Annotated in this window: 20 protein-coding genes and 1 tRNA gene; 15 read left to right on the top strand and 6 right to left on the bottom strand. The window is 61.8% G+C overall.

All coding sequences use genetic code 11. From position 1 onward, the window contains the following. Positions 1-2: 2 nt before the first annotated feature. From V4T21_RS08655 to V4T21_RS08640, 4 genes are all read right to left on the bottom strand, one after another. The gene (locus V4T21_RS08655) at positions 3-2,735 is read right to left on the bottom strand and encodes an ATP-binding protein (protein WP_332715520.1); all 2,733 of its coding nucleotides are present in this window, start codon (positions 2,733-2,735) and stop codon (positions 3-5) included. After that, complete coding sequence (locus V4T21_RS08650) at positions 2,732-2,965, bottom strand: hypothetical protein (protein WP_332715518.1); 234 nt, start codon at positions 2,963-2,965, stop codon at positions 2,732-2,734. Before V4T21_RS08650 ends, V4T21_RS08655 begins: the two co-directional genes overlap by 4 nt. Before the next feature lie 5 nt (positions 2,966-2,970). Then, positions 2,971-3,360, bottom strand: a complete 390-nt coding sequence (locus V4T21_RS08645; RefSeq protein WP_332715516.1) for a response regulator transcription factor — start codon at positions 3,358-3,360, stop codon at positions 2,971-2,973. 76 nt (positions 3,361-3,436) lie between these two features. Then, positions 3,437-5,017 (bottom strand): helix-turn-helix domain-containing protein, encoded by a 1,581-nt coding sequence (locus V4T21_RS08640; RefSeq protein WP_332715514.1) that lies wholly within the window; start codon positions 5,015-5,017, stop codon positions 3,437-3,439. A gap of 173 nt (positions 5,018-5,190) precedes the next feature. Here V4T21_RS08640 and V4T21_RS08635 point away from each other — a divergent pair, with 173 nt between their 5' ends. The 10 genes from V4T21_RS08635 to V4T21_RS08590 all read left to right on the top strand — a co-directional run bounded on the left by V4T21_RS08635 (position 5,191) and on the right by V4T21_RS08590 (position 16,310). Next, positions 5,191-6,546 (top strand): substrate-binding protein, encoded by a 1,356-nt coding sequence (locus V4T21_RS08635; RefSeq protein WP_332715512.1) that lies wholly within the window; start codon positions 5,191-5,193, stop codon positions 6,544-6,546. A 74-nt stretch (positions 6,547-6,620) separates the two neighbouring features. After that, on the top strand, positions 6,621-7,649 hold the full coding sequence (locus V4T21_RS08630) for a branched-chain amino acid ABC transporter permease (protein WP_332715510.1): 1,029 nt from the start codon (positions 6,621-6,623) through the stop codon (positions 7,647-7,649). 3 nt (positions 7,650-7,652) lie between these two features. Further along, on the top strand, positions 7,653-8,801 hold the full coding sequence (locus V4T21_RS08625; RefSeq protein ID WP_332715508.1) for a branched-chain amino acid ABC transporter permease: 1,149 nt from the start codon (positions 7,653-7,655) through the stop codon (positions 8,799-8,801). A gap of 11 nt (positions 8,802-8,812) precedes the next feature. Beyond that, the gene (locus V4T21_RS08620; protein ID WP_332715506.1) at positions 8,813-9,580 is read left to right on the top strand and encodes an ABC transporter ATP-binding protein; all 768 of its coding nucleotides are present in this window, start codon (positions 8,813-8,815) and stop codon (positions 9,578-9,580) included. Next, the gene (locus tag V4T21_RS08615) at positions 9,580-10,338 is read left to right on the top strand and encodes an ABC transporter ATP-binding protein (protein WP_332715504.1); all 759 of its coding nucleotides are present in this window, start codon (positions 9,580-9,582) and stop codon (positions 10,336-10,338) included. Before V4T21_RS08620 ends, V4T21_RS08615 begins: the two co-directional genes overlap by 1 nt. Before the next feature lie 113 nt (positions 10,339-10,451). After that, the gene (gene acs, locus V4T21_RS08610; RefSeq protein ID WP_332715502.1) at positions 10,452-12,380 is read left to right on the top strand and encodes an acetate--CoA ligase; all 1,929 of its coding nucleotides are present in this window, start codon (positions 10,452-10,454) and stop codon (positions 12,378-12,380) included. Positions 12,381-12,454: 74 nt separating this feature from the next. Beyond that, complete coding sequence (locus tag V4T21_RS08605) at positions 12,455-13,429, top strand: class 1 fructose-bisphosphatase (protein ID WP_332715500.1); 975 nt, start codon at positions 12,455-12,457, stop codon at positions 13,427-13,429. Between the two features lie 153 nt (positions 13,430-13,582). Then, complete coding sequence (locus V4T21_RS08600; RefSeq protein WP_332715498.1) at positions 13,583-14,776, top strand: TadE/TadG family type IV pilus assembly protein; 1,194 nt, start codon at positions 13,583-13,585, stop codon at positions 14,774-14,776. Between the two features lie 109 nt (positions 14,777-14,885). Next, positions 14,886-16,076, top strand: a complete 1,191-nt coding sequence (gene tuf / locus V4T21_RS08595; protein WP_332715462.1) for an elongation factor Tu — start codon at positions 14,886-14,888, stop codon at positions 16,074-16,076. Positions 16,077-16,234: 158 nt separating this feature from the next. Then, positions 16,235-16,310, top strand: a tRNA-Trp gene (locus tag V4T21_RS08590). A gap of 12 nt (positions 16,311-16,322) precedes the next feature. Here the strand turns inward: V4T21_RS08590 and V4T21_RS08585 are convergent. Next, the gene (locus V4T21_RS08585; protein WP_332715496.1) at positions 16,323-16,913 is read right to left on the bottom strand and encodes a YbhB/YbcL family Raf kinase inhibitor-like protein; all 591 of its coding nucleotides are present in this window, start codon (positions 16,911-16,913) and stop codon (positions 16,323-16,325) included. A 215-nt stretch (positions 16,914-17,128) separates the two neighbouring features. Then, positions 17,129-17,581: a nucleoside diphosphate kinase regulator gene (rnk, locus tag V4T21_RS08580; RefSeq protein WP_332715493.1), complete on the bottom strand. Its 453-nt coding sequence runs from the start codon at positions 17,579-17,581 to the stop codon at positions 17,129-17,131. A 324-nt stretch (positions 17,582-17,905) separates the two neighbouring features. Between rnk and V4T21_RS08575 the strand changes: the two genes are divergently transcribed. From V4T21_RS08575 to rplA, 5 genes are all read left to right on the top strand, one after another. Further along, on the top strand, positions 17,906-18,304 hold the full coding sequence (locus tag V4T21_RS08575) for a VOC family protein (protein ID WP_332715491.1): 399 nt from the start codon (positions 17,906-17,908) through the stop codon (positions 18,302-18,304). Between the two features lie 152 nt (positions 18,305-18,456). Next, entirely contained in the window at positions 18,457-18,651 is a 195-nt protein-coding gene (gene secE, locus V4T21_RS08570) for a preprotein translocase subunit SecE (protein WP_332715488.1), read from the top strand. Between the two features lie 33 nt (positions 18,652-18,684). After that, positions 18,685-19,215 (top strand): transcription termination/antitermination protein NusG, encoded by a 531-nt coding sequence (gene nusG / locus V4T21_RS08565; protein ID WP_332715486.1) that lies wholly within the window; start codon positions 18,685-18,687, stop codon positions 19,213-19,215. 126 nt (positions 19,216-19,341) lie between these two features. Further along, positions 19,342-19,770 carry a 50S ribosomal protein L11 gene (rplK, locus tag V4T21_RS08560; RefSeq protein ID WP_332715484.1) on the top strand — a complete coding sequence of 143 codons (429 nt, stop codon included), beginning with the start codon at positions 19,342-19,344 and terminating at the stop codon, positions 19,768-19,770. Positions 19,771-19,775: 5 nt separating this feature from the next. Further along, entirely contained in the window at positions 19,776-20,468 is a 693-nt protein-coding gene (rplA, locus tag V4T21_RS08555; protein ID WP_332715482.1) for a 50S ribosomal protein L1, read from the top strand. Positions 20,469-20,727 lie beyond the last annotated feature (259 nt).

Here is a 20,727-nt window from a genome sequence, read left to right as displayed (position 1 = left end):
GGTTACTGCGCGGCTTTTTCGATATCGTCGCGGGTGATGAGGGGCAGCGTTATGCGGAAGCAGGCGCCTTCGTCGGTGCCCGAGACGAGTTCGAGATTGCCGTTCATGCGCGAGACGATTTCGCGGCTGATCGGCAGGCCGAGCCCGGCTCCGGCATAGGGGCCGGTTTCTCCCAATCGCCCGCGATAGAATTTGTCGAAAATCCGCAGGCGCTCCTCCTCGGCGATGCCCAGGCCGTTGTCCTCGACTTCGATTATGTAGCTCTTGCCCTTGAGGCGTGAGCGCACTTCGACGACGGGAGCGATGGCGCCATTGTATTTGATGGCGTTGGAGATGAGGTTGATGAGAACCTGGCTGAGCCTGTCCGGATCGGCCCGCACATAGGCCGCCGAGGCGCGCGTGCCGATCTTGACGCTGGTGTTGGATTGCCGGGCCAGCGCGTCGCAGACCCGAAGGGCCTGATCGAGCGATTCCTCGGCGTCGACCGGTCGGTTTTCCCATGCCCGTTCGCCCCGCTCCAATGCCGAAAGGTCGAGGATTTCGTCGAGCAGCGATGTGAGGCGCAGGCTTTCCTTGTGGATCGTGGAAACGAATTTGTGCCGCGCGCCTTCGTCGAGGTCGTCTTCGCTCAGGAGAATTTCCGAGAAGGCGCGGATGGCGGTCATGGGGGTGCGGACCTCGTGGCTGACCTGGCTGAGAAATTCGTCCTTTTGCAGATCGACCTTGCGGAGCTGGCGATTGGCTTCCTCGAGTTTTTCCGCCGTTGCTCGCAACTGGGTGGAGGTGCGCTCCAGCTCCTGGGAATATTCGATGGCCTGCTGGGTCTCGTCGGCCATCTGCATGACTTCTTCGAGCGAAATGGCATCGCCGGAAACCACTTTGGACAGCATGACATGCGCCGAGGCGGCGCCGATGGAGCCGGCCATTTCCCGTTCGAGCCGCCGGATGAAGGCGGGACTGGGGTCGAGCGTCGTCCAGGGCATGCGGGCCTGTTTCGCCTCTTCGGAAAACAGGGCCACGGCGCGTTCATGTCCCAGCACCCGGCGCGCGACGAGGAACAGATCGTCGGCGGTGGCGGTGCCGTGGATGGGGTTGGCCTGCGTGCCGGTGCGGCGGAAGACGTTGAGGAACAGCGTGGCCTGTACATGTTCGAGCGCAGACTGGCTGGTGGCCAGGGACCCCAGGATCAGAACAGAGGTGTTGAGGAACAGGCTCCAGAACACCGCATGCGTCAGCGGGTCGAGCCCGTCGAGGCCGAAAAGGCCCTGTGGGCGCAGCCACAAAATGCCCAATGGTCCATTGGCCATGATGTCGGCGACAAGGCTGGACGATGAGGCGAAGGACGGCATGAAGCTCGACCACAGCCAGACGATAAAACCAATACAAACCCCGCCTATGGCGGCTTTTGTTGAAGCATCGCGCCAGAAGAGGCTGGCGAGGATGGCAGGGAGGAATTGCGCAACCCCGGTGAAGGAAATGAGCCCGATGGGGGCCAGCGCATCGGACCCGCGCGTGAGGTAGAAATAGCCGAACCCGAGAAACAGGATCAGCATGATGGAAAGCCGGCGGGCGTTGAGGATCAGCCGCCGCACGCCCTGTCCGTCGCCGATCCCGTCACCTGCGGTCAGCCGCAGCATGATCGGCACGACGATGTGGTTGGAAACCATTATCGAAAGCGCAATGGATTCGAGGATGATCATCGAGGTGGCCGATGAAAATCCGCCGATGAAGGCGAACAGAGCCAGAGCGTCCTGTCCCTGGGCCAGGGGCAGGGTGAGCACGAACATGTCCGGGTTGGAACCCGCCGGCATGGAGGTGAGCCCGAACAGCGCGATGGGCAGGGTGAACAGGCTCATCGCCAGCATATAGGCGGGGAAGGCCCAGCTTGCCGAGCGCAGGTGCTTTTCGTTGGAATTTTCGACAACGGTCACCTGGAACTGGCGCGGCAGACAGATGACGGCGGCGGCGGCGAGAACCAGCGTGGAGATCCAGCGGTCCCCGAAGGTGTTGGTGGCGTGGATGTCCAGACCGGCGGATGCGGCGTCGGCGAAGATCGTTTCCATGCCTCCGCCGATGTAAACGACGAAAAAGCCCACGCAGAGCAAAGCGGTGAGCTTGACGATGGCCTCGAAGGCGATGGCGGCGACGACGCCGTGATGCTGCTCCTTGGCATCGACGTTGCGTGTGCCGAACAGGATGGTGAACACAGCCATGCCCGCCGCGACGCCGAAGGCCAGGCCCACTTCGTCCCAGCCTTCCAGGCTGCCGCGTCCGAACTCGGATGACCCGGCTATCGCTTCGATCGATGAGGTGATGGCCTTGAGTTGCAGGGCGATATAGGGCGCGATGGCGATGACGGCGAGAACGGTGATGAGCACGCCGAGCGTGCTCGACTTGCCGAAGCGCGAGGAGAGCAGGTCGGCGATCGAGGTGATGCGCTGGTCGTGGCTGATGCGAACGAGCCGCCGGAAGATGAACCACCAGCCCACGAAGACGACGGTCGGGCCGAGATAGATCGTGAGATATTCCAACCCGTTGCGCGCGGCGGTGCCCACGGCGCCGTAAAACGTCCAACTGGTGCAATAGACCGAGATCGAGAGCGTATAGACGAAGGGCGAGCGCAGGAAACCGCCCGTCGACCGGCGCGTGTGGCGATCGCCGAGATAGGCGATGACGAACAGCAGGCCCACATAGGCCACGGCTGTCGCAATCACCAGATCGGCGGTCAGCGTCATGGGTGGCGATCCTCGGGCGGCTCGGACGGTTCGTCATGAGGCAGGACGACACTGAACCACGCCGCGCCCACGATCAGGACCAGCCAGAGCCCGAACAGGAAAATGGTTTCGACCGGGACGCCGCCGATCAGCGCGTCGAAGCGGAACAGCAGGATGAGCGGCGGCAAAATGGCCATGGCGCCGAACAGCGTGAAAAACAACGAGGCGCCGATGAATTTACGCCGCGTCATGGCTGTCAGTGGGGATGGAGCGGGGCCGCTTCATCGAGCAGGCTGCGCACGGCATCGACCACATCCGCGTTGGAATAGGGTTTGGTGACGAACCGGTCGGCGCCCAGTTCCTCGGCGATGCGCCGGTCCTGCTGCTGGCCCTTGGCGGTCAGCACGAGTACCGGCAGGCTGGCCGTGGATCGGTCGGCGCGGATCTGCTTGAGCACTTCGAAGCCGCTGCGCTTGGGCAGCATGATGTCGAGAACCAGCACGCGCGGCCGCTGCCGCCTGACGGCATCCATAACCGCTTCCCCATCCATGACGGCGCCGATGGTCCATCCTGCTCTTTTCAGGACGAAATCAAGGGCTTCAAGAATGGATGGCTCGTCTTCTGCAATGAGAATGTCGATAGCCAAAACTCCCCCTCCGAGTCCCATCCTCCCCGGGCCTCGACTCCAGATAAACGCAATTGTGACGGTTCGCCAACCCCCGTCAGGCGATGGCACCGGCCAGCCATGCTTCCGTGCCCGGTGCGAAAGGCGCCTCCTGACGGCTGGGACAGTCGGCGCGCGTGCACAGCCGGCAGCTCGGGCCGACCGGAACATCGGCGGTCGCGTCGCTCAAATCGAGACCATCGGCATAGACGGTGCTGTCCGCGTGCAGGATATCGGTGGCCAGAAGGATCGAATGGGGCAGGGTCTGGTCGGTAAACCCCGAGGATCGCCGGGAGACCGCCTTGGCTATGAAGAGAAAGCGCGAGCCGTCCGAAAACCGCACCACCTGGCGCACCAATTGGCCCGAGGACCGGAAGGCGGCGTATATGGCCCAGAGCGGGCAGGCGTGACCGGTCTGGGGCAGCAGCAGGCCGGGCAGGGGGAAGTGCTTGGTGAGGCGTCCGGCCGGGTCCGACCGCAGGAACCCGAAGGGAACGCCTTCGGCACCCTCTCGCCTGAGCGTCACCAGCCGATGGGCGATCTGCTCAAAGCTCGCGTTGTAGCGCTCGCTCAGCGCTTCGATATCGTAGCGCAGCGTTTCGGCATCGGCGCGGAACGGTTCATAGGGAAACAGAACCGCGCCGGCCATGTAGGACGAGAGGTAAGAGCGTGCCAGCCGCCGCGCCGTATCCGAGGAGAGGTAAGGGGTGTTGGCGGCGGCGTCGAGCACGTCGCCGCCGGTCAATTCCGCAATCAGGCGGACCATCTGGAACTGGCGGGTCGATTGGGGGACCGTGTTGCGGAACCAGAGCGTGGCGCGCGCGGCATCATAGGCGAAGGCCTGCCCTGCGGGAGGATTTGCAGTTCGCTCCACGGCGATGCCATGGGCGTCCCGCAGGTGGCGCACGATTGCCGGTTCGCCGAACGGGACTGCCTTGCCGAGGGTTTTCGCGATCCGGTTGGCCCGCTCCTCGAGCGAGGGGAAATAATTGCGGGCAGCGAAGATCATGTCGTCGAGCTCGCGCCGGACCGAGGCGGAACGGCTTACGGTGCTGGCGTGGTCGAACTGGCCGATGAGGTTTTGCGCCACAGCCGTCAGCCCCCTCGTTTCGCGCGATATCGAGCCGACGAACCGCCCCCGGTCGGCCTCGCTGAGATCGTCGGTCTCCTCGAGAATTTCGGCCGATGAGCGCACAGCCGTGATGCTCGAAAGAACCTGGTGCAGCAATTGGCTGAGCAGCGGATCGGCGCGCAGCCGGTTGGCGTATGCATCGGCGTTGGTCGAGGCGGCCATATAGGCGCGGTGGAGCCTTGCGATCACCTGCGCGATCTGGGGCTGGGTGGCCACGAGGCTGCGGGCCTGCTCCGCCTCCAGCCCGGCATTGGCCAGGACCGGATCTGCGAAGGCTTCGACGAGTTCGTGGATGAGCCGGTGCTCGGCCTCGCCGGTCAACTCGTCGATGGGGACGCCGAGTTCGGCGGCGATGCGCTGGAGCAGGGTTCCGCCCACCTGACGCTTGTTGGCCTCGATCAGGTTGAGATAGCTCGGCGAGATATCGACGCTGCGCGCCAGCGCCGCCTGGGAGAGACGCTTGGCCTTGCGGCGTGTGCTGATCCTGAGCCCGATGGGCGCGCGCATGAGCCCTCGATTGTTAAGTCATTGACTGGATAATGGCCAAATCTGGTCAATGATTGACAGAATTATCCTGTAAATACAATCGCATATTGCGGCGGGATTAACGCGCATCGATACTTCGGTGAGGCGAAGAGGCGTATGGAGGTATGCCGCTTCGGCGTCAAAGGAGGAGATCAATGAGCGAAATGAAACGCGGAATCAGCCGTCGGCGCGTCGTCAAGACGGGCATGGCCGGTATTCTCGCCACGGGGGTATCGCCCCTTATCCTGTCCAAATCGGCCTGGGCGCAGGAATTCTGCAATGCCCCCACGGGCGATACGGTTACGCTGGGCTTCAACGTCCCGCAAACCGGGGCTTATGCCGATGAAGGCGCCGACGAACTCAAGGCCTATGAGCTGGCCGTCGAGCATCTCAATGGCGAGGGCGACGGTGGGCTTATCCCACACTTTTCGTCCAAGACGCTGACCGGTAGCGGCATTCTCGGCAAGCGCGTCGAATACGTCACCGGCGACACCCAGACCCAGTCCGACCCGGCCCGCGAATCGGCCCGCCGCATGATCGAGCGCGATGGCGCGATCATGATCACTGGCGGTTCGTCCTCGGGCGTGGCGGTGGCGGTGCAGAGCCTGTGCCAGGACATGGGGGTCATCTTCATGTCCGCCCTTACGCACTCCAACGATACCACCGGCAAGGACAAGCGGCGTTATGGCTTCCGCCATTTCTTCAACGCCTATCAGTCCGGTGTGGGCCTCGGGCCGCAGCTCGGTGCCGCCTATGGCAATACGCGCCGCGCCTATCACCTGACCGCCGATTACACCTGGGGCTGGACCCAGGAAGAATCGATGATCGCGGCAACCGAAGCGCTGGGTTGGGAGACCGTCGAAACCGTGCGTACGCCGGTGGGCGCGGGTGATTTCAGCCAGTACATCACCCCGGTTCTCAATTCGGGCGCCGACGTCCTGATCCTCAATCACTACGGGTTCGACGGCGTCAATTCGATCACTCAGGCCACCCAGTTCGGCCTGCGCGACCGTCAGGCCAATGGGCAGAACTTCGAGATCGTGCTGCCGCTGGTGTCCGATCTCATGGCCCATGGCGCGGGAACGGCCATTCAGGGCGTTTACGGCACGTCCAACTGGTACTGGAGCCTGGGCGACGACGCCTCCAAGGCCTTCACCGCCTCGTTCGGCGCGAAATGGGGCTCGCCCCCCAGCCAGGCCGCCCACACATCCTATGTGCAGACCCTGCTTTATGCCGATGCTGTGGAGCGGGCAGGGACCTTCTATCCGCCCGAAGTCATCGCGGCGCTGGAAGATTTCGAATTCGACGGCATGGGCAATGGCCCGACCCTGTACCGCGGCGCGGACCATCAGTGCTTCAAGGACGTGCTGGTCGTGCAGGGCAAGGAGACCCCGTCCAACGAATACGATCTGCTCGAAGTGGTGAACACTGCATCGCGCGATGCGGTGACCTACGATCCCTCGATCTTCGGCGGCGAGCTGGGCCCTTACGAACCCAACATGTGCGCGTGACGCCCGCCTGAGAGCACACATGAGTGTCCGGCCGCGAGAGTGGCCGGGCAAACCGGTACATCTGGAGCACTTCGATGGATGCAATTCTCGCGCAATTGCTCAATGGGCTGGACAAGGGCGGAGCCTACGCCCTGATCGCCCTGGGCCTCACTCTGGTTTTCGGCACGCTGGGCGTTGTCAATTTCGCCCATGGCGCGCTGTTCATGCTGGGCGCGTTCTGCGCTGTGGCGTTCCGTGCGCTCATCACCATGGAAAGCGTGGTTATCGACGAAACCCAGCTTTCGCCCTGGGGCACGCCGCTCGAAGTGCGCACGCCGCTGGCCGAAACATGGTTCGGCGAATGGGGCGCGGTGCTCGTGGATTATTCGGTGCCGTTATCGATCCTGCTGGCCATTCCGGTGATGCTGATCATCGGTGTCGCGATGGAACGCGGGCTCATCAAACACTTCTACAAGCGCCCCCATGCCGAACAGATTCTGGTGACTTTCGGTCTGGCCATCGTGCTTCAGGAACTGGTCAAGACCTTCTTCGGTCCCAACCCCTGGCCGCAGCCTATCCCGTCCGATTTCAGGGGCGCCGCCGATGTCGGCGCGTTGTTCGGGCTTCAGGCGGGCGCCGTCACCTATCCGCTCTGGCGGCTCGTCTATCTCGGCTTCTCGCTCGTGGTGATCGGCGCGGTCTTCGCCTTCCTGCGGTTCACGACGTTCGGGATGGTGGTGCGCGCGGGGATGGCCGATCGCGAAACCGTGGGGTTGCTGGGGGTCAATATCGACCGCCGGTTTACGATCATGTTCGGCATCGCCGCCGTCGTCGCCGGGCTCGCGGGGGTGATGTACACGCCGCTGCTGCCGCCCACCTACCATCTGGGCATGGATTTTCTCGTGCTGTCGTTCGTGGTGGTGGTCGTCGGCGGCATGGGCTCGCTGTCCGGGGCGGTCGCGGCGGGATTTCTCCTGGGCATCCTGCAATCGTTCGCCTCGATGACCGCCGTAAAGGCCATCATTCCGGGGATCGACCAGATCATCATTTACGCGGTTGCCGTCATCATCCTGCTTGTCCGTCCTCGTGGGCTGATGGGCCGGCGCGGCATGATGGAGTCCTGAGCGATGAACTTCTTCCGGCTTCCCAAGAACGAGTACGTCACCCTGGCGGTGTTTTCGCTGGTCGTGCTCACCATGCCGTTCTGGCTCCAGCCGCTGGGCGCGGCCTATCCGGGCCTGATGCAGCAATTCATGATCTTTGCGATCTTCGCTGTGGGCTTCAACATCCTGTTCGGGCTCACCGGCTATCTCAGCTTCGGCCATGCCGCTTTTCTGGGCGTGGGGTCATACACAGCCGTCTGGTCGTTCAAGCTGTTGTCGATGGACGTCATTCCGGCGCTGCTGTTCGCCATCGTCACGGCGGCGCTGTTCGCGCTGGTCATCGGCTATGTGTCGCTGCGCCGCTCGGGGATCTATTTCTCGATCCTGACGCTGGCCTTCGCCCAGATGAGTTACAATCTGGCCTATTCGGTGCTGACGCCCATCACCAATGGCGAAACCGCGCTGCAACTGGCCGGCTCGGACCCGAGGGTTCTCGATAACCTCTTCACGGTGGGGGTTTCGGGCCGTATTCCGTCGCCGAGCCTTCTGGGCAACCCCCTCGGAGGCATTCAGGGGTTCTATCTCTGCGCGATCATCCTGCTGATCGCCTTTTTCGTGGCCCAGAAGATTTTCACATCGCCCTTCGGGATGATGCTGCGCGCCGTCAAATCCAACCAGACGAGGATGGCCTATACCGGGTTCAACACGCGTCCCTATACGCTGGCCGCCTTCGTCATCTCGGGCATGTATGCAGGGCTCGCAGGCGGTCTGCTGGCTGTCACCGACCCGCTGGCGGGCGCCGAGCGCATGCAGTGGACGGCGTCGGGCGAAGTGGTGCTCATGACCATTCTTGGCGGCGTGGGCACGCTGATCGGCCCGGTCATCGGCGCATGGCTCATCAAATACATGGAAAACATCTTCTCGGCCTTCAACGAGCGTATCCTGCACTACGTCTTTTCATGGATGCCCGATGGGCTGGAAGACATCTGGGTGGCGATCGCATCCAAATTTGTCGGCGAGGGCTGGCATCTCACGCAAGGTTTGGTGTTCGTCCTCGTCGTGGTGTTTCTGCCCGGCGGCATCATGGAGGGCGTGCGCCGCATCCGGGCGATGTTCGACAACAGGGGAGCGGGCAAAACCCGCTCCGCCCTCAGCACCTCGGCAGCCGAATAGGAGCACGGACGATGGAAACCAGAGAAAATGTCGTTCTGCACGTTGCCGACGTTCACAAGAGTTTCGGTGGGTTGCATGCGCTCGCCGACATCGACCTTCAGGTCGAGGAGGGCAAGACCCATGCGATCATCGGGCCCAACGGGGCCGGAAAATCCACGCTGCTCAATGTGGTGATCGGGCGTATCCCGCCCACCAGCGGCGCCGTGGTGTTCGACGGCGTCGTGCTGACCGGCAAGAAGCCGCACGAGATCAACCAGCTTGGGGTCAGCCGCGTTTTCCAGACGCCGGAAATCTTTGCGGACCTGCCGGTGCTCCATAATGTCATGACCCCGGCCTTCGCCCGCCGGGACGGTGCGTTCAAGATCAATCTGGCGACGCCGCTCGAGCGGGAAACCGCGCTGCGCGAGGAAGCGGAAGCCATGCTCGAGGATGTGGGGCTGATCGAGCGCCGCCATGTCCACGCCGGCTCGCTGTCGCGCGGCGACAAGAGACGGCTCGAACTGGCGATGTGCCTCATCCAGAAGCCGCGCCTGCTGCTGCTCGACGAACCCACCGCCGGCATGAGCCGGCACGACACCAACACCACCATCGAGCTTTTGAAGAAGATCAAGAGCCGGGGGATGACCAAGGTGATCATCGAGCACGACATGCATGTGGTGTTTTCGCTCGCCGACAAGATTTCGGTTTTGGCGGGCGGGCGGATCATCGCGGAGGGCCTGCCCTCGGAAGTTCGCGGCGACCCGCGTGTGCAGGAAGCCTATCTCGGAGGAGCGCACTGATGAACGCAGTATCCACCATCCAGCTCGATCCCACCACGAAACCGGAAGCGGCCGCGCCGTTTCTCTCGGTGCAGGATATCCATTCCTATTACGGGGAAAGCTACATCGTTCAGGGGGTGAGCTTCGATATCGCGCATAGCGAAATCCTTGCTCTTCTGGGACGCAACGGGGCGGGCAAGACATCGACCCTGCGCACCATTGCCCGGCTCGACAACCCGGCCTTGCAGCAGGGTGAAATCTGGCTCGACGGGCAACCCGTCCACAAACTCAAGGCGTTCGAGGCCGCCCGCTCGGGCATCCAGCTCGTCCCGGAAGACCGGCGCATCATCCAGGGGCTGACGGTTGAGGAAAATCTCGCCCTTGCGCAGGTTTCTCCCGGCGCGGGCTGGGAGCTGGACCGCATCTACGGCCATTTCCCGCGTCTGGCCGAACGCCGCAAGCAGGAGGGCACCACGCTCTCGGGGGGCGAGCAGCAGATGCTGGCCATCGCTCGCGCGCTGGCGCGGGACCTCAAGTTGCTGTTGCTCGACGAGCCCTACGAGGGCCTTGCGCCGGTGATCGTGCAGGAGATCGAGACCATCCTGCACGAGATCAAGGAGCTGGGCATCACCACGATCATCGTGGAGCAGAATGCGGTGGCGGCGCTCAAGCTCGCCGACCGGGCCGTCATTCTCGATACCGGCGAAGTCGCCTTCTCCGGTTCGGCCCGAGAAGTGCTCGACAACGCCGAGCTACGCCAAGAATACCTTGCGATCTAGAGCATTTCCGCGTTTCTTCGAATCGCTTCAATAGCTCTAAGTCTTTGTTTTATCACGTTTCCGAACCGCAAAAGTGATGTCCACTTTTGCTGGAAACGCTTTAGGAGCGCGCCATGAGCAGCCAGGCCCCGATTGCGCGGCACACGCGCCTGACCCCGCAGCAGTTCGAAGAGAAATACGCCGCCTCGATTTCCGACCCCGAGTCGTTCTGGGCCGAGGAGGGCAAGCGCCTCGACTGGATCGAGCCATATTCCAGGGTCAAGAACACCAGTTATGCCTATCCGGATGTTTCGATCAAATGGTTCGAAGACGGGGTTCTCAACGTTTCGGCCAATTGCATCGACCGGCATCTGGCGAAAAACGACGATAAGACTGCGCTTATATTCGAGCCGGATAATCCTGCCGATCCCGCGCAGCATATCACTTTCCAAAAGCTTCATGACGAAGTGTGCCGGCTGGCAAACGTCCTCAAGGACCACGGCGTCAGAAAGGGCGATCGCGTCACCATCTATCTGCCGATGATCCCTGCCGCCGCTTACGCCATGCTGGCCTGCGCGCGCATCGGCGCCGTCCATTCGGTGGTGTTCGGCGGGTTTTCGCCCGACGCTCTCGCCGGCCGGATCAACGATTGCGACAGCCGGCTGGTCATCACCGCCGATGAAGGCCGCCGCGCCGGCAAGACCGTGCCGCTCAAGGCCAATGTGGACATCGCGCTCGAGGGCTGTCCCGGCGTGGAAAAAGTGATCGTCGTCGAAAATACCGGCAACCCCGTAGCGATGAAGGACACGCGCGATATCTGGCTGCATCAAGCGGCGTCCGGTGTCGAGCCGATCTGCGCGCCAGAGCCGATGAATGCGGAAGACCCGTTGTTCATCCTCTATACGTCCGGTTCGACGGGAAAACCCAAGGGCGTGCTGCACACCACGGGCGGCTATCTCGTCTGGGCGTCGCTCACCCATGAATTGATCTTCGATACGCGCCCGGACGACATCTTCTGGTGCACCGCCGATGTGGGCTGGGTGACCGGCCACACCTATGTGATCTACGGCCCGCTCACCAACGCGGTGACCTCGGTGATGTTCGAGGGCGTGCCCAATTGGCCCGATTGCTCGCGTTTCTGGCAGGCGGTGGACCGCCACAAGGTCACTATCTTCTATACGGCGCCCACGGCGATCCGCGCGCTGATGGGGGCGGGCCTCGAATTCATCGAAAAGGCCGATCTTTCATCCCTGCGCCTGATCGGCACCGTTGGAGAGCCCATCAACCCCGAGGCCTGGCACTGGTACGACAAGAACATCGGCAAGGAGCGCTGCGAAATCGTCGATACGTGGTGGCAGACCGAAACCGGCGGCGCGATGATCACGCCGCTGCCCGGCGTTATCGCGACCAAGCCCGGTTCGGCGACCAAACCGTTCCTGGGCGTCAAGCCGCTGGTCCTCACCGCAGAGGGCGAGGAGATCGCCGACACGAAAGCCGAAGGCGTGCTTGCCATAGCCGATAGCTGGCCGGGGCAGGCGCGCACCATCTGGGGCGATCATGCCCGGTTCGTGGAGACTTATTTTTCTACCTACAAGGGGCTGTATTTTACCGGCGACGGCGTTCGGCGCGACGAGGACGGTTATTACTGGATCACCGGCCGGGTCGATGACGTGCTCAACGTTTCCGGCCACCGGCTCGGCACCGCCGAGATCGAAAGCGCGCTGGTCGCCCACCCCAAGGTTTCCGAGGCGGCGGTGGTGGGATATCCGCACCAGATCAAGGGGCAGGGGATTTATTGCTACGTCACGCTGATGGCGGGGGAGGATGAAGAACCCGAGCTGGGCGCCGAATTGCGAAACTGGGTGCGCAAGGAGATCGGCCCCATCGCTTCGCCCGATCTGATCCAGTTTGCGTCCGGCCTGCCCAAAACGCGCTCCGGCAAGATCATGCGCCGCATTCTGCGCAAGATCGCCGAGAACGATTATGCCGCCTTGGGCGACACCTCAACCCTCGCCGATCCGGGCGTCGTCGATAGCCTCGTGGAGAACCGGCTGAACCGGTAATCCTTTTGTTGGTCTGGACGCCGTGGCAGTGCGCGTCATAAGCAGGTCGCAAATTCACGACTTGGAGATGGACCGTGGCGCGCAAGACCCTCGAAACCTGGATCGCCGAAAACAGGCTGGACGCTCCGATCGCGACGGTGTTCGCCATGGTCGCCGATTGCGCCATCGAAATCGCCGTTGCCCTGCGCATGGCGTCCGTCGCGGGCGATACGGGTGCGGCCCAGGCGGTCAACGTCCAGGGCGAAGTGCAGAAGAAGCTCGACGTCGTCGCCAACGAGATCTTTCTCCATCACGGCCGTGCCAGCGGAGTTCTCGCCGCAATGGTGTCCGAGGAACTCGATGAGATCGAACGTGTCGAGAACGCGAAGGGCGCGCGGCATGCCCTGGTTTTCGACCCGCTCGACGGCTCGTCCAATCTCGAAATCAACGGTGCCGTCGGGTCGATCTTTTCGGTCCTCGATCTGGGCAAGTCGGAAGCGATCTCGACCGGTGACGTTCTCCAGCCCGGCGCGCGGCAGGTGGCGGCCGGCTATGTGCTCTACGGCCCGGCCACCCTGCTTGTGCTGACTACGGGGAAATCCGTTTCGGTGTTCAGCCTCGACGAGTCCAGCGCCAGCTTCGTTCTCGTCAACGACGGGGTGAAGATACCCGCCGAGAGCGCCGAATTCGCCATCAACGCATCGCGCCAATCCCAATGGTATGCGCCCACTCGGGCCTTTATCGACGCATGCATCGCGGGCAAGAACGGGCCGTTCGGCAAGAGCTATAACATGCGCTGGTGCGCGGCGATGGTGGCCGATCTTCACCGTATCCTGTGTCGCGGTGGCGTGTTTCTCTACCCCGAGGACGAGGGCACCAAGGACAAGGGTGGACGGCTGCGGCTGCTTTATGAAGCCAACCCGATGAGCATGATCATCGAAGCGGCAGGAGGGGCCTCGACTACGGGGACCGAACGTATCCTTGATGTGGTTCCCGCGGGGTTGCACCAGCGCATCGGGATCATCATCGGCTCGCGTGAGGAAGTGGCGCGGGCCAAATCCTTTTACTGACCCGTTCCCTGTAGCGTTAACGAAAGGTAAATCTTGCCGGACGGTTTTGGAAGTGCTGCGTAAGTTTACTTAAAATCACTTCAGCTATTGTTTGCCCGCTATCGGTTGGCGCTCCGCCTTCCGTAACAGGGCGACATGGGCATGGGACGCAGCTTGTTGGATTTGCTCCGGCGCGACGACGGTGTCGTGGCGGTTATCTTCGCCGTTATGGCGATACCGTTCATCGCGATGGCCGGATGGGCTGTAGATTACGTGCGGTTGCAGCATGTGAAGGACAGGTTGCAGGTCGAGGTGGATGCAGCCGCGCTCAGCGCCCTACATGATGATTTGGAATGGGACGATATCCGCAATGCTGCGATTGCCGAGATGCGACGGAGCTATAGTGGCAGTTGGGTGGAGCACGACGTCGACTTTTCCGGTGGCTGGTTGAACGCTGTCGACTTCGAGGTCGTGGCGGAAGCCGACGTGCCGCTGGCCTTCATCAAATTGCTGCCAGGAGTGGGGGAAACCCAGCATATCCGGGTTTCGGCGGTGGGGCGTGTGTCGGAACCCGAGCTTCGCTATAGTCCACCCGAATTTGCCGCTCTCGAGTTCGAGGCGTGGGATTTCAACCGGCTATGGCTCTATTGCTACTGGCCCGACCGTCCGTCCAACGATCCCAACAGGCCCCAGCGCACCCAAATGGTGCCGATCGCCGACAATGGCGGCTCAACCTTTATCCCCGATCCGGGCGATCCCAACGATGACGACAATCCCATCCAGGATTCGTGGCTGCGATCTACGTATGAAACCCGCACAATGCTGGGGCCGGAATATCTCGATACCCAGGTGGAAGGGGTTTGGCGGCAGATCAGGGGCGGAAGCATCGGCCAGCGCAGATACACCTATATCATGCCGCAATGTCCGACAGGCTCGCATTTGAGCATGCGCCTGGAGAACGTTGAGAACGCGCTGGAACATGTCCGGCAAGGGCGCGTGACGGCGGCCCGTTGGGACAGCGGCGGCACGCGGTACAATCGCTACACCGATACGGTATCCGAACGCGGCAGGGCCGATATGCATACGGGACTGACGGGGTTGGGTTCGGCCAAGGTTCTCGAAACCATTCATTGCCAGACGCGTGGGGAGTGTGTGACCCCCGACGGCAAGCCCGGTACGCTCATCCCGCCGCGACGGACCAACAGAAATCCGCAAGAAGCGGTTATTGGCTGCAGCTCCGGACAGTACATGTATTACGGATGGGAAGACCGTGTTAACGGCGATCGGGACTTTGACGACATTCGCGTCGTGATGGCCTGTCCCACGGAGGTGCGTTCGGGCGAACGCAACGCGCGCCTGCTCAGCTAAGGTCGTCTGTAGCGGGGGTAGCGGCCATGCGACAAAAACCACTTGTCTCACCGCGCTCAACCGGGTAAACGCCCCGGCAGTTCTAACTCTTGATGTATGGTTGTGAGCAATGGGCAAGGAAAAATTCAATCGCGGCAAGCCGCACGTTAACATTGGCACGATTGGCCACGTTGACCACGGCAAGACGAGCTTGACGGCTGCGATCACCAAGGTTCTGGCCGAAAAGGGCGGTGCCACGTTCACGTCGTATGACAACATCGACAAGGCGCCCGAAGAAAAGGCGCGCGGCATCACCATTTCGACCTCGCACGTCGAGTACGAGACCGATGCGCGCCACTATGCGCACGTCGACTGCCCGGGCCACGCCGACTATGTGAAGAACATGATCACCGGCGCCGCGCAGATGGACGGTGCGATCCTGGTGGTTTCGGCCGCCGACGGCCCGATGCCGCAGACCCGCGAGCACATCCTTCTGGCCCGCCAGGTCGGCGTGCCGGCGCTTGTGGTGTTCCTCAACAAGGTCGACCAGGTCGACGACGAGGAACTGCTCGAGCTGGTTGAACTGGAAGTGCGCGAGCTGCTCTCCTCGTACGAATTCCCCGGTGACGACATTCCGATCACCAAGGGTTCGGCGCTGATGGCGCTGGAAGACAAGCGTCCGGAAATCGGCCGCGATGCTGTCCTGGCGCTGATGGACACCGTGGATGCCTACATCCCGACCCCCGAGCGTCCGAAGGACCAGCCGTTCCTGATGCCGGTCGAAGACGTGTTCTCGATCTCGGGTCGTGGCACTGTTGTGACCGGTCGCGTCGAGCGCGGTATCGTCAAGGTGGGCGAGGAAGTCGAGATCGTGGGCATCAAGCCGACGCTCAAGACGACGGTGACCGGCGTTGAGATGTTCCGCAAGCTGCTCGATTCGGGTGAAGCCGGCGACAACATCGGCGCGCTGATCCGTGGTATCGACCGCACGCAGGTGGAGCGCGGCCAGGTGCTGTGCAAGCCCGGTTCGGTGACCCCGCACACCAAGTTCGAAGCCGAGGTCTATATCCTGACCAAGGAAGAGGGCGGTCGTCACACCCCGTTCTTCACCAACTACCGCCCGCAGTTCTACTTCCGCACGACGGACGTGACGGGCGTGGTGACGCTCAATGACGGCGTCGAGATGGTGATGCCGGGCGACAACGTGAAGATCAATGTCGAGCTGATCGTTCCGATCGCCATGGACGAAAAGCTGCGCTTCGCCATCCGCGAAGGCGGCCGCACCGTCGGCTCGGGCGTCGTCTCCAAGATCGTCGCTTAAGCGTTACGTCTTCCAGAGATTTTGAAGGGCGGCCACCACGGCCGCCCTTCTTGTTTTTGTGCCTGTATCGCAACTGGCACTTGCACTCCAAATCCAACTCGACTAGATCATGCCTCGACCTGCTTTGCAGGTCCACATACGCGCCTTCGAGGCGCTGCAGGGGTGTAGCTCAGTTGGTAGAGCATCGGTCTCCAAAACCGAGGGCCGTGGGTTCGAGTCCCTCCGCCCCTGCCATTTTCCTTCCAGTCATTCGGGACGCTTGAACAGGCCGACATAAGTCGCCTTGCCCAGAATATGTCCGTCCATGGCGTCGAGGACGGCGCGGCGATTCTCGAAGGCATCTTCCACCGGTTCGACATCCAATGTCGTATCGAGCGCGTAGAGCTCGAAGACATAGTGATGCAGCGGGCCGGCGGCGGGAGCGCCGGGGCCGCGATAGACCGGTCCGGTGGCGCTGGTCTGGTAGCTGCCGTCCTCGAGCTGCTCGCCGCGTTCGACGCCCTCGGGCAGCATCGCCGTATCGGCCGGCATGTTCCAGACGAGCCAATGAAGCTGATCCTCCAGCGTCATGTCGCGAACCACATCGATATCGTGCATGTAGAGCACGAAGCTCTCGGTGCCTTCGGGCGCGTTTTCCCATGTGATTTCGGGGGAAGTGCCTTCGCCTTCCGCGACGCCCTCGGCGGCCTGGGAGAAATCGACGGGAATCTCGCCACCATCCTCGAAGCCGGGTATGGACAGCACGAAGGGCGGTGGGGCTTCGGTATCCTGTGCAACTGCCGCTCCGGCGGCCAGCATGCTCATGCTCAGGATTGAGCTCAGAAATAGATTACGCATTCTGTATCTCCATTGGTGAGTTCATGATCCCCCACCGGGGAGTACAATTCATGCATCCATCATGGTCAATGTCGCCGCCGATAAAATCTGGCGGCGCCAGGAATTATATTATTTTACTATTTTGGATTTGTCGGAAGGGCGCGGAAAGGCCCGGAATAGTGCTTTGCCGTGAATAAAAAAGAAGGAGCGCGGCGGAACCGGCTCCTTCAAGAGTTTCAGGCGGCGAACGGGCCGGGCGCCTCTGGGGAAGGCTGGATGGCGCCATTTGCCTGCGTGTTGGCGTCGTCGTTGGAAACGGCGATCACCTCGAGCTGGCGTTCATGTCCGTCCCGCGCGGTCCAACCGATCGATTGGCCGGGGCTCAGCCCGAGAAGGGCCGTGCCGATGGGCGTGAGCACCGAAATGGCGCCCGAGGAGATGTCGGCGTCGGCGGGATAGACCAACCGAACGGTGCGCGGGCCTTCATCATTGATGGCATAGCTCACCGTCGATCCCATGCGCACGATATCGGCGGGGATAGGGTCGGCCAGGGTGGCGCGCTCGAGCTCGCTCATCAGGTCCTCGGCAGTTTCCCCGCGCCCGGCGGAAGCAAGGCGGCTGAGGAGTTCGAAATCGTCCTGGCTGACCAGGATTGCGGGCAACTGCCCGTGAGGTGCAAACAAACTCATTGTTCACTCCATGAGTTGTGGGCCGCACGAGGGCGGCGATCATATAAAACTGAAATAGGAAGAAGCGTCGGGATTCCGGTGTCGGAATCGGCAACAGGCATGACCCCAAGGCCATGCGACGCAAAGCATGACCTTAGGGCCGCGAGCCCATCACGATGTGGCCGCGGCGGAGATTATCGAAGAAAATATCCGCAAGCTTTGTCATGGGGCAAAGGTAAGTCACCTCGCGGCAAAGTCAATGCCTCCGCGATAAGGGCAGGGGCCATTGCAATCGGGGCTGGAAATACCTAAATGGGTATTCCTTCCCGACCCCTCGGAGTTTTCATGGCCAAGCCCGTCCATTCGATGATCCGCGTTCTCAACGAGGACCGGTCGGTCGATTTCTATCGCCGCGCATTCGGGCTGGAAATTCGTGACAGGCTGGAGTTCGAAGGATTCGCGCTCGTTTATCTGCGCCACCCCGACGAGTCCGATTTCGAAGTCGAGCTCACCGTCAACTTCGACCAGTCCGAGCCCTACGATCTGGGTAATGGTTATGGCCATCTGGCGGTGACCGTCGAGAATCTCGAGGCGGAGCACGCCCGCTTCAAGGCCGAGGATCTGGAGGTTGGCGATCTCAAGGATTTCCCCTATAAGGGCCAGCCCTTCGCGCGCTTCTTTTTCGCGACCGACCCCGACGGATATAAGATCGAGGTTATACAGCGCGGCGGCAGGTTTGTTTGAGGCCCCGGGCGGACCAAAAAAGATAGTGGCAGGACTTGCCTTCACAGGCCGCAACGTCTAGATAGGCCATTCTTGGCCGTGCGATCCGACTCGCGCGGCAATTGCTTATGGACTAAAAGCCCCAGATTTAAACACCAGGTATCGAGCGGTATATGGCCCGGACTAATCCTTTTACGTTCTTTCAGCAGGTCCGTTCGGAGATTGCCAAGGTCGTATGGCCGACCCGGAACGAGACGCTGATCTCCACCGTGATGGTGCTGGCCATGGTGGTCTTCGCGAGCCTTTTCTTTCTGGCCGCCGATCAGATCATCCAGTTCTTTGTCGGGTTAATTCTGTCCATTCGCTAAGGCGAAGCGACGGAAGAGGAGCGAAACAGCAGTATGGCCAAGCGTTGGTACATCGTTCAGGCGTATTCGAATTTCGAGCGCAAGGTTGCCGAGGACATCAAGCAGAAGGTTGCCTCCAACGGCCTTGACCATTTGTTCGACGACGTTCTCGTGCCGACCGAAAAGGTCACAGAAGTGCGCCGTGGCCGCAAGGTCGATGCCGAGCGCAAGTTTTTTCCCGGCTATGTGCTGGTCAAGATGGAACTGACCGACGAGACGTTCCACCTGATCAAGAACACGCCGAAGGTTACGGGGTTCCTGGGCGCGGACAACAAGCCGCAGCCGATCTCCGAGCGCGAGGCCATGAGCATCCTGCAGCAGGTGCAGGAGGGCGTCGACCGTCCCAAGCCGTCCGTCAGCTTCGAGGTTGGCGAGAACGTGCGTGTGTCGGACGGTCCGTTCGCGAGCTTTTCGGGCGTCGTCGAGGAAGTGGACGAAGAACGTTCGCGCCTCAAGGTCGAGGTTTCGATTTTCGGCCGGCCCACGCCGGTCGAGCTGGAATACGGTCAGGTCGAAAAGGTCTGATCCGTCTGATCCTGAAAATGGATCAAGCGATGTGTGGGAGAGGGCGGCGGTTGCCATCCGTCGGGTAAACCTCGCACCACACCGTCACCAAATGGCCGCTTTGGCGGCTTATTGAAAGGAACGATCATGGCAAAGAAGATTACAGGCTACATCAAGTTGCAGGTGCCTGCCGGCTCTGCGACCCCGTCGCCCCCGATCGGCCCGGCCCTCGGCCAGCGCGGTCTCAACATCATGGAATTCTGCAAGGCCTTCAATGCGGCTACGCAGGAAATGGAAAAGGGTTCGCCCATCCCCGTGGTGATCACCGCTTTCGCCGACAAGAGCTTCACCTTCGAGATGAAGCTGCCGCCGGTGACCTTCTTCATCAAGAAGGCGATCAACCTCAAGTCCGGTTCCAAGCGGCCGGGCCACGACAGCGCCGGTAAGCTGACCGAAGCGCAGGTGCGTGAGATCGCTGAAAAGAAGATGAAGGATCTCAATGCGGATACCATCGAAGCCGCAATGAACATGGTTGCCGGTTCCGCCCGTTCCATGGGCCTCCAGGTCGAGGGTTGAGGGTTATGAGCAAGCTCGCAAAGCGCACGAAGTCGATCCGCGAAGGTATTGACCGCAAGAAGCTTTATGGTGTCGACGAGGCCATCAAGATGGTCAAGGAACGCGCCGTGGCCAAGTTCGACGAAACCGTCGAAGTCGCGATGAATTTGGGTGTCGATCCGCGTCACGCCGACCAGATGGTCCGTGGCGTCGTCAACCTGCCCAACGGCACGGGCAAGACCGTTCGCGTCGCCGTGTTCGCCAAGGACGCCAAGGCTGACGAAGCCAAGGCTGCCGGTGCGGATATCGTCGGTGCCGACGATCTGGCTGCTGACATTCAGGCCGGCAAGATCGATTTCGATCGCTGCATCGCCACTCCGGACATGATGCCGCTGGTCGGTCGTCTCGGTAAGATCCTGGGCCCGCGCAATTTGATGCCGAACCCCAAGGTCGGCACCGTGACCCCCGATGTCGCCGGCGCCGTGAAGGCCGCCAAGGGTGGCGCCGTGGAGTTCCGCGTCGAAAAGGCCGGCATCATCCATGCCGGCGTGGGCAAGGCTTCGTTCACCGAAGCCCAGCTCGTCGAGAACATCAAGGCGCTGACCGACGCCGTGTCCAAGGCCAAGCCCGCGGGCGCCAAGGGCACCTACGTCAAGCGCGTCGCCGTTTCCTCGACCATGGGCGCTGGCGTCCATGTCGATCCCTCGTCGGTCCTCTAAGACCAGCGAGAAAGATTAAGTGGTCGCGTTTCCGAACCGAATAAAGTGGGTGCCACTTTTTCCGGAAACGCTCCAGCAAGTTTCGGGCGGTTCCGGCCGCCCGAGATGCCGGGAAGGGCGAAATCCCTTTCCGGTAAAGTCCTGTCCGAGACTGTGTGGTGATGGCGGCTTGCCATCCTAATCGCCGGGGGCTCCCGGTGGCCACCAAGAGATGGGGTGATGACCGGCACGAGATTTCGGGCGAATGCCCACTCGTTTT

The sequence above is a fragment of the Pelagibacterium mangrovi genome (assembly GCF_036662815.1).
Lineage (GTDB): Bacteria > Pseudomonadota > Alphaproteobacteria > Rhizobiales > Devosiaceae > Pelagibacterium > Pelagibacterium mangrovi.
This window is presented reverse-complemented; position numbering and strand designations above follow the sequence as displayed.

Excerpts from the sequence above, each read along its gene's own strand:
- V4T21_RS08655 (WP_332715520.1), bottom strand. The coding sequence starts at position 2,735 with ATGACGCTGACCGCCGATCTGGTGATTGCGACAGCCGTGGCCTATGTG.
- V4T21_RS08650 (WP_332715518.1), bottom strand. The coding sequence starts at position 2,965 with ATGACGCGGCGTAAATTCATCGGCGCCTCGTTGTTTTTCACGCTGTTC.
- V4T21_RS08640 (WP_332715514.1), bottom strand. The coding sequence starts at position 5,017 with ATGCGCGCGCCCATCGGGCTCAGGATCAGCACACGCCGCAAGGCCAAG.
- V4T21_RS08635 (WP_332715512.1), top strand. The coding sequence starts at position 5,191 with ATGAGCGAAATGAAACGCGGAATCAGCCGTCGGCGCGTCGTCAAGACG.
- V4T21_RS08630 (WP_332715510.1), top strand. The coding sequence starts at position 6,621 with ATGGATGCAATTCTCGCGCAATTGCTCAATGGGCTGGACAAGGGCGGA.
- V4T21_RS08625 (WP_332715508.1), top strand. The coding sequence starts at position 7,653 with ATGAACTTCTTCCGGCTTCCCAAGAACGAGTACGTCACCCTGGCGGTG.
- V4T21_RS08620 (WP_332715506.1), top strand. The coding sequence starts at position 8,813 with ATGGAAACCAGAGAAAATGTCGTTCTGCACGTTGCCGACGTTCACAAG.
- V4T21_RS08615 (WP_332715504.1), top strand. The coding sequence starts at position 9,580 with ATGAACGCAGTATCCACCATCCAGCTCGATCCCACCACGAAACCGGAA.
- acs (WP_332715502.1), top strand. The coding sequence starts at position 10,452 with ATGAGCAGCCAGGCCCCGATTGCGCGGCACACGCGCCTGACCCCGCAG.
- tuf (WP_332715462.1), top strand. The coding sequence starts at position 14,886 with ATGGGCAAGGAAAAATTCAATCGCGGCAAGCCGCACGTTAACATTGGC.
- V4T21_RS08585 (WP_332715496.1), bottom strand. The coding sequence starts at position 16,913 with ATGCGTAATCTATTTCTGAGCTCAATCCTGAGCATGAGCATGCTGGCC.
- rnk (WP_332715493.1), bottom strand. The coding sequence starts at position 17,581 with ATGAGTTTGTTTGCACCTCACGGGCAGTTGCCCGCAATCCTGGTCAGC.
- V4T21_RS08575 (WP_332715491.1), top strand. The coding sequence starts at position 17,906 with ATGGCCAAGCCCGTCCATTCGATGATCCGCGTTCTCAACGAGGACCGG.
- secE (WP_332715488.1), top strand. The coding sequence starts at position 18,457 with ATGGCCCGGACTAATCCTTTTACGTTCTTTCAGCAGGTCCGTTCGGAG.
- nusG (WP_332715486.1), top strand. The coding sequence starts at position 18,685 with ATGGCCAAGCGTTGGTACATCGTTCAGGCGTATTCGAATTTCGAGCGC.
- rplK (WP_332715484.1), top strand. The coding sequence starts at position 19,342 with ATGGCAAAGAAGATTACAGGCTACATCAAGTTGCAGGTGCCTGCCGGC.
- rplA (WP_332715482.1), top strand. The coding sequence starts at position 19,776 with ATGAGCAAGCTCGCAAAGCGCACGAAGTCGATCCGCGAAGGTATTGAC.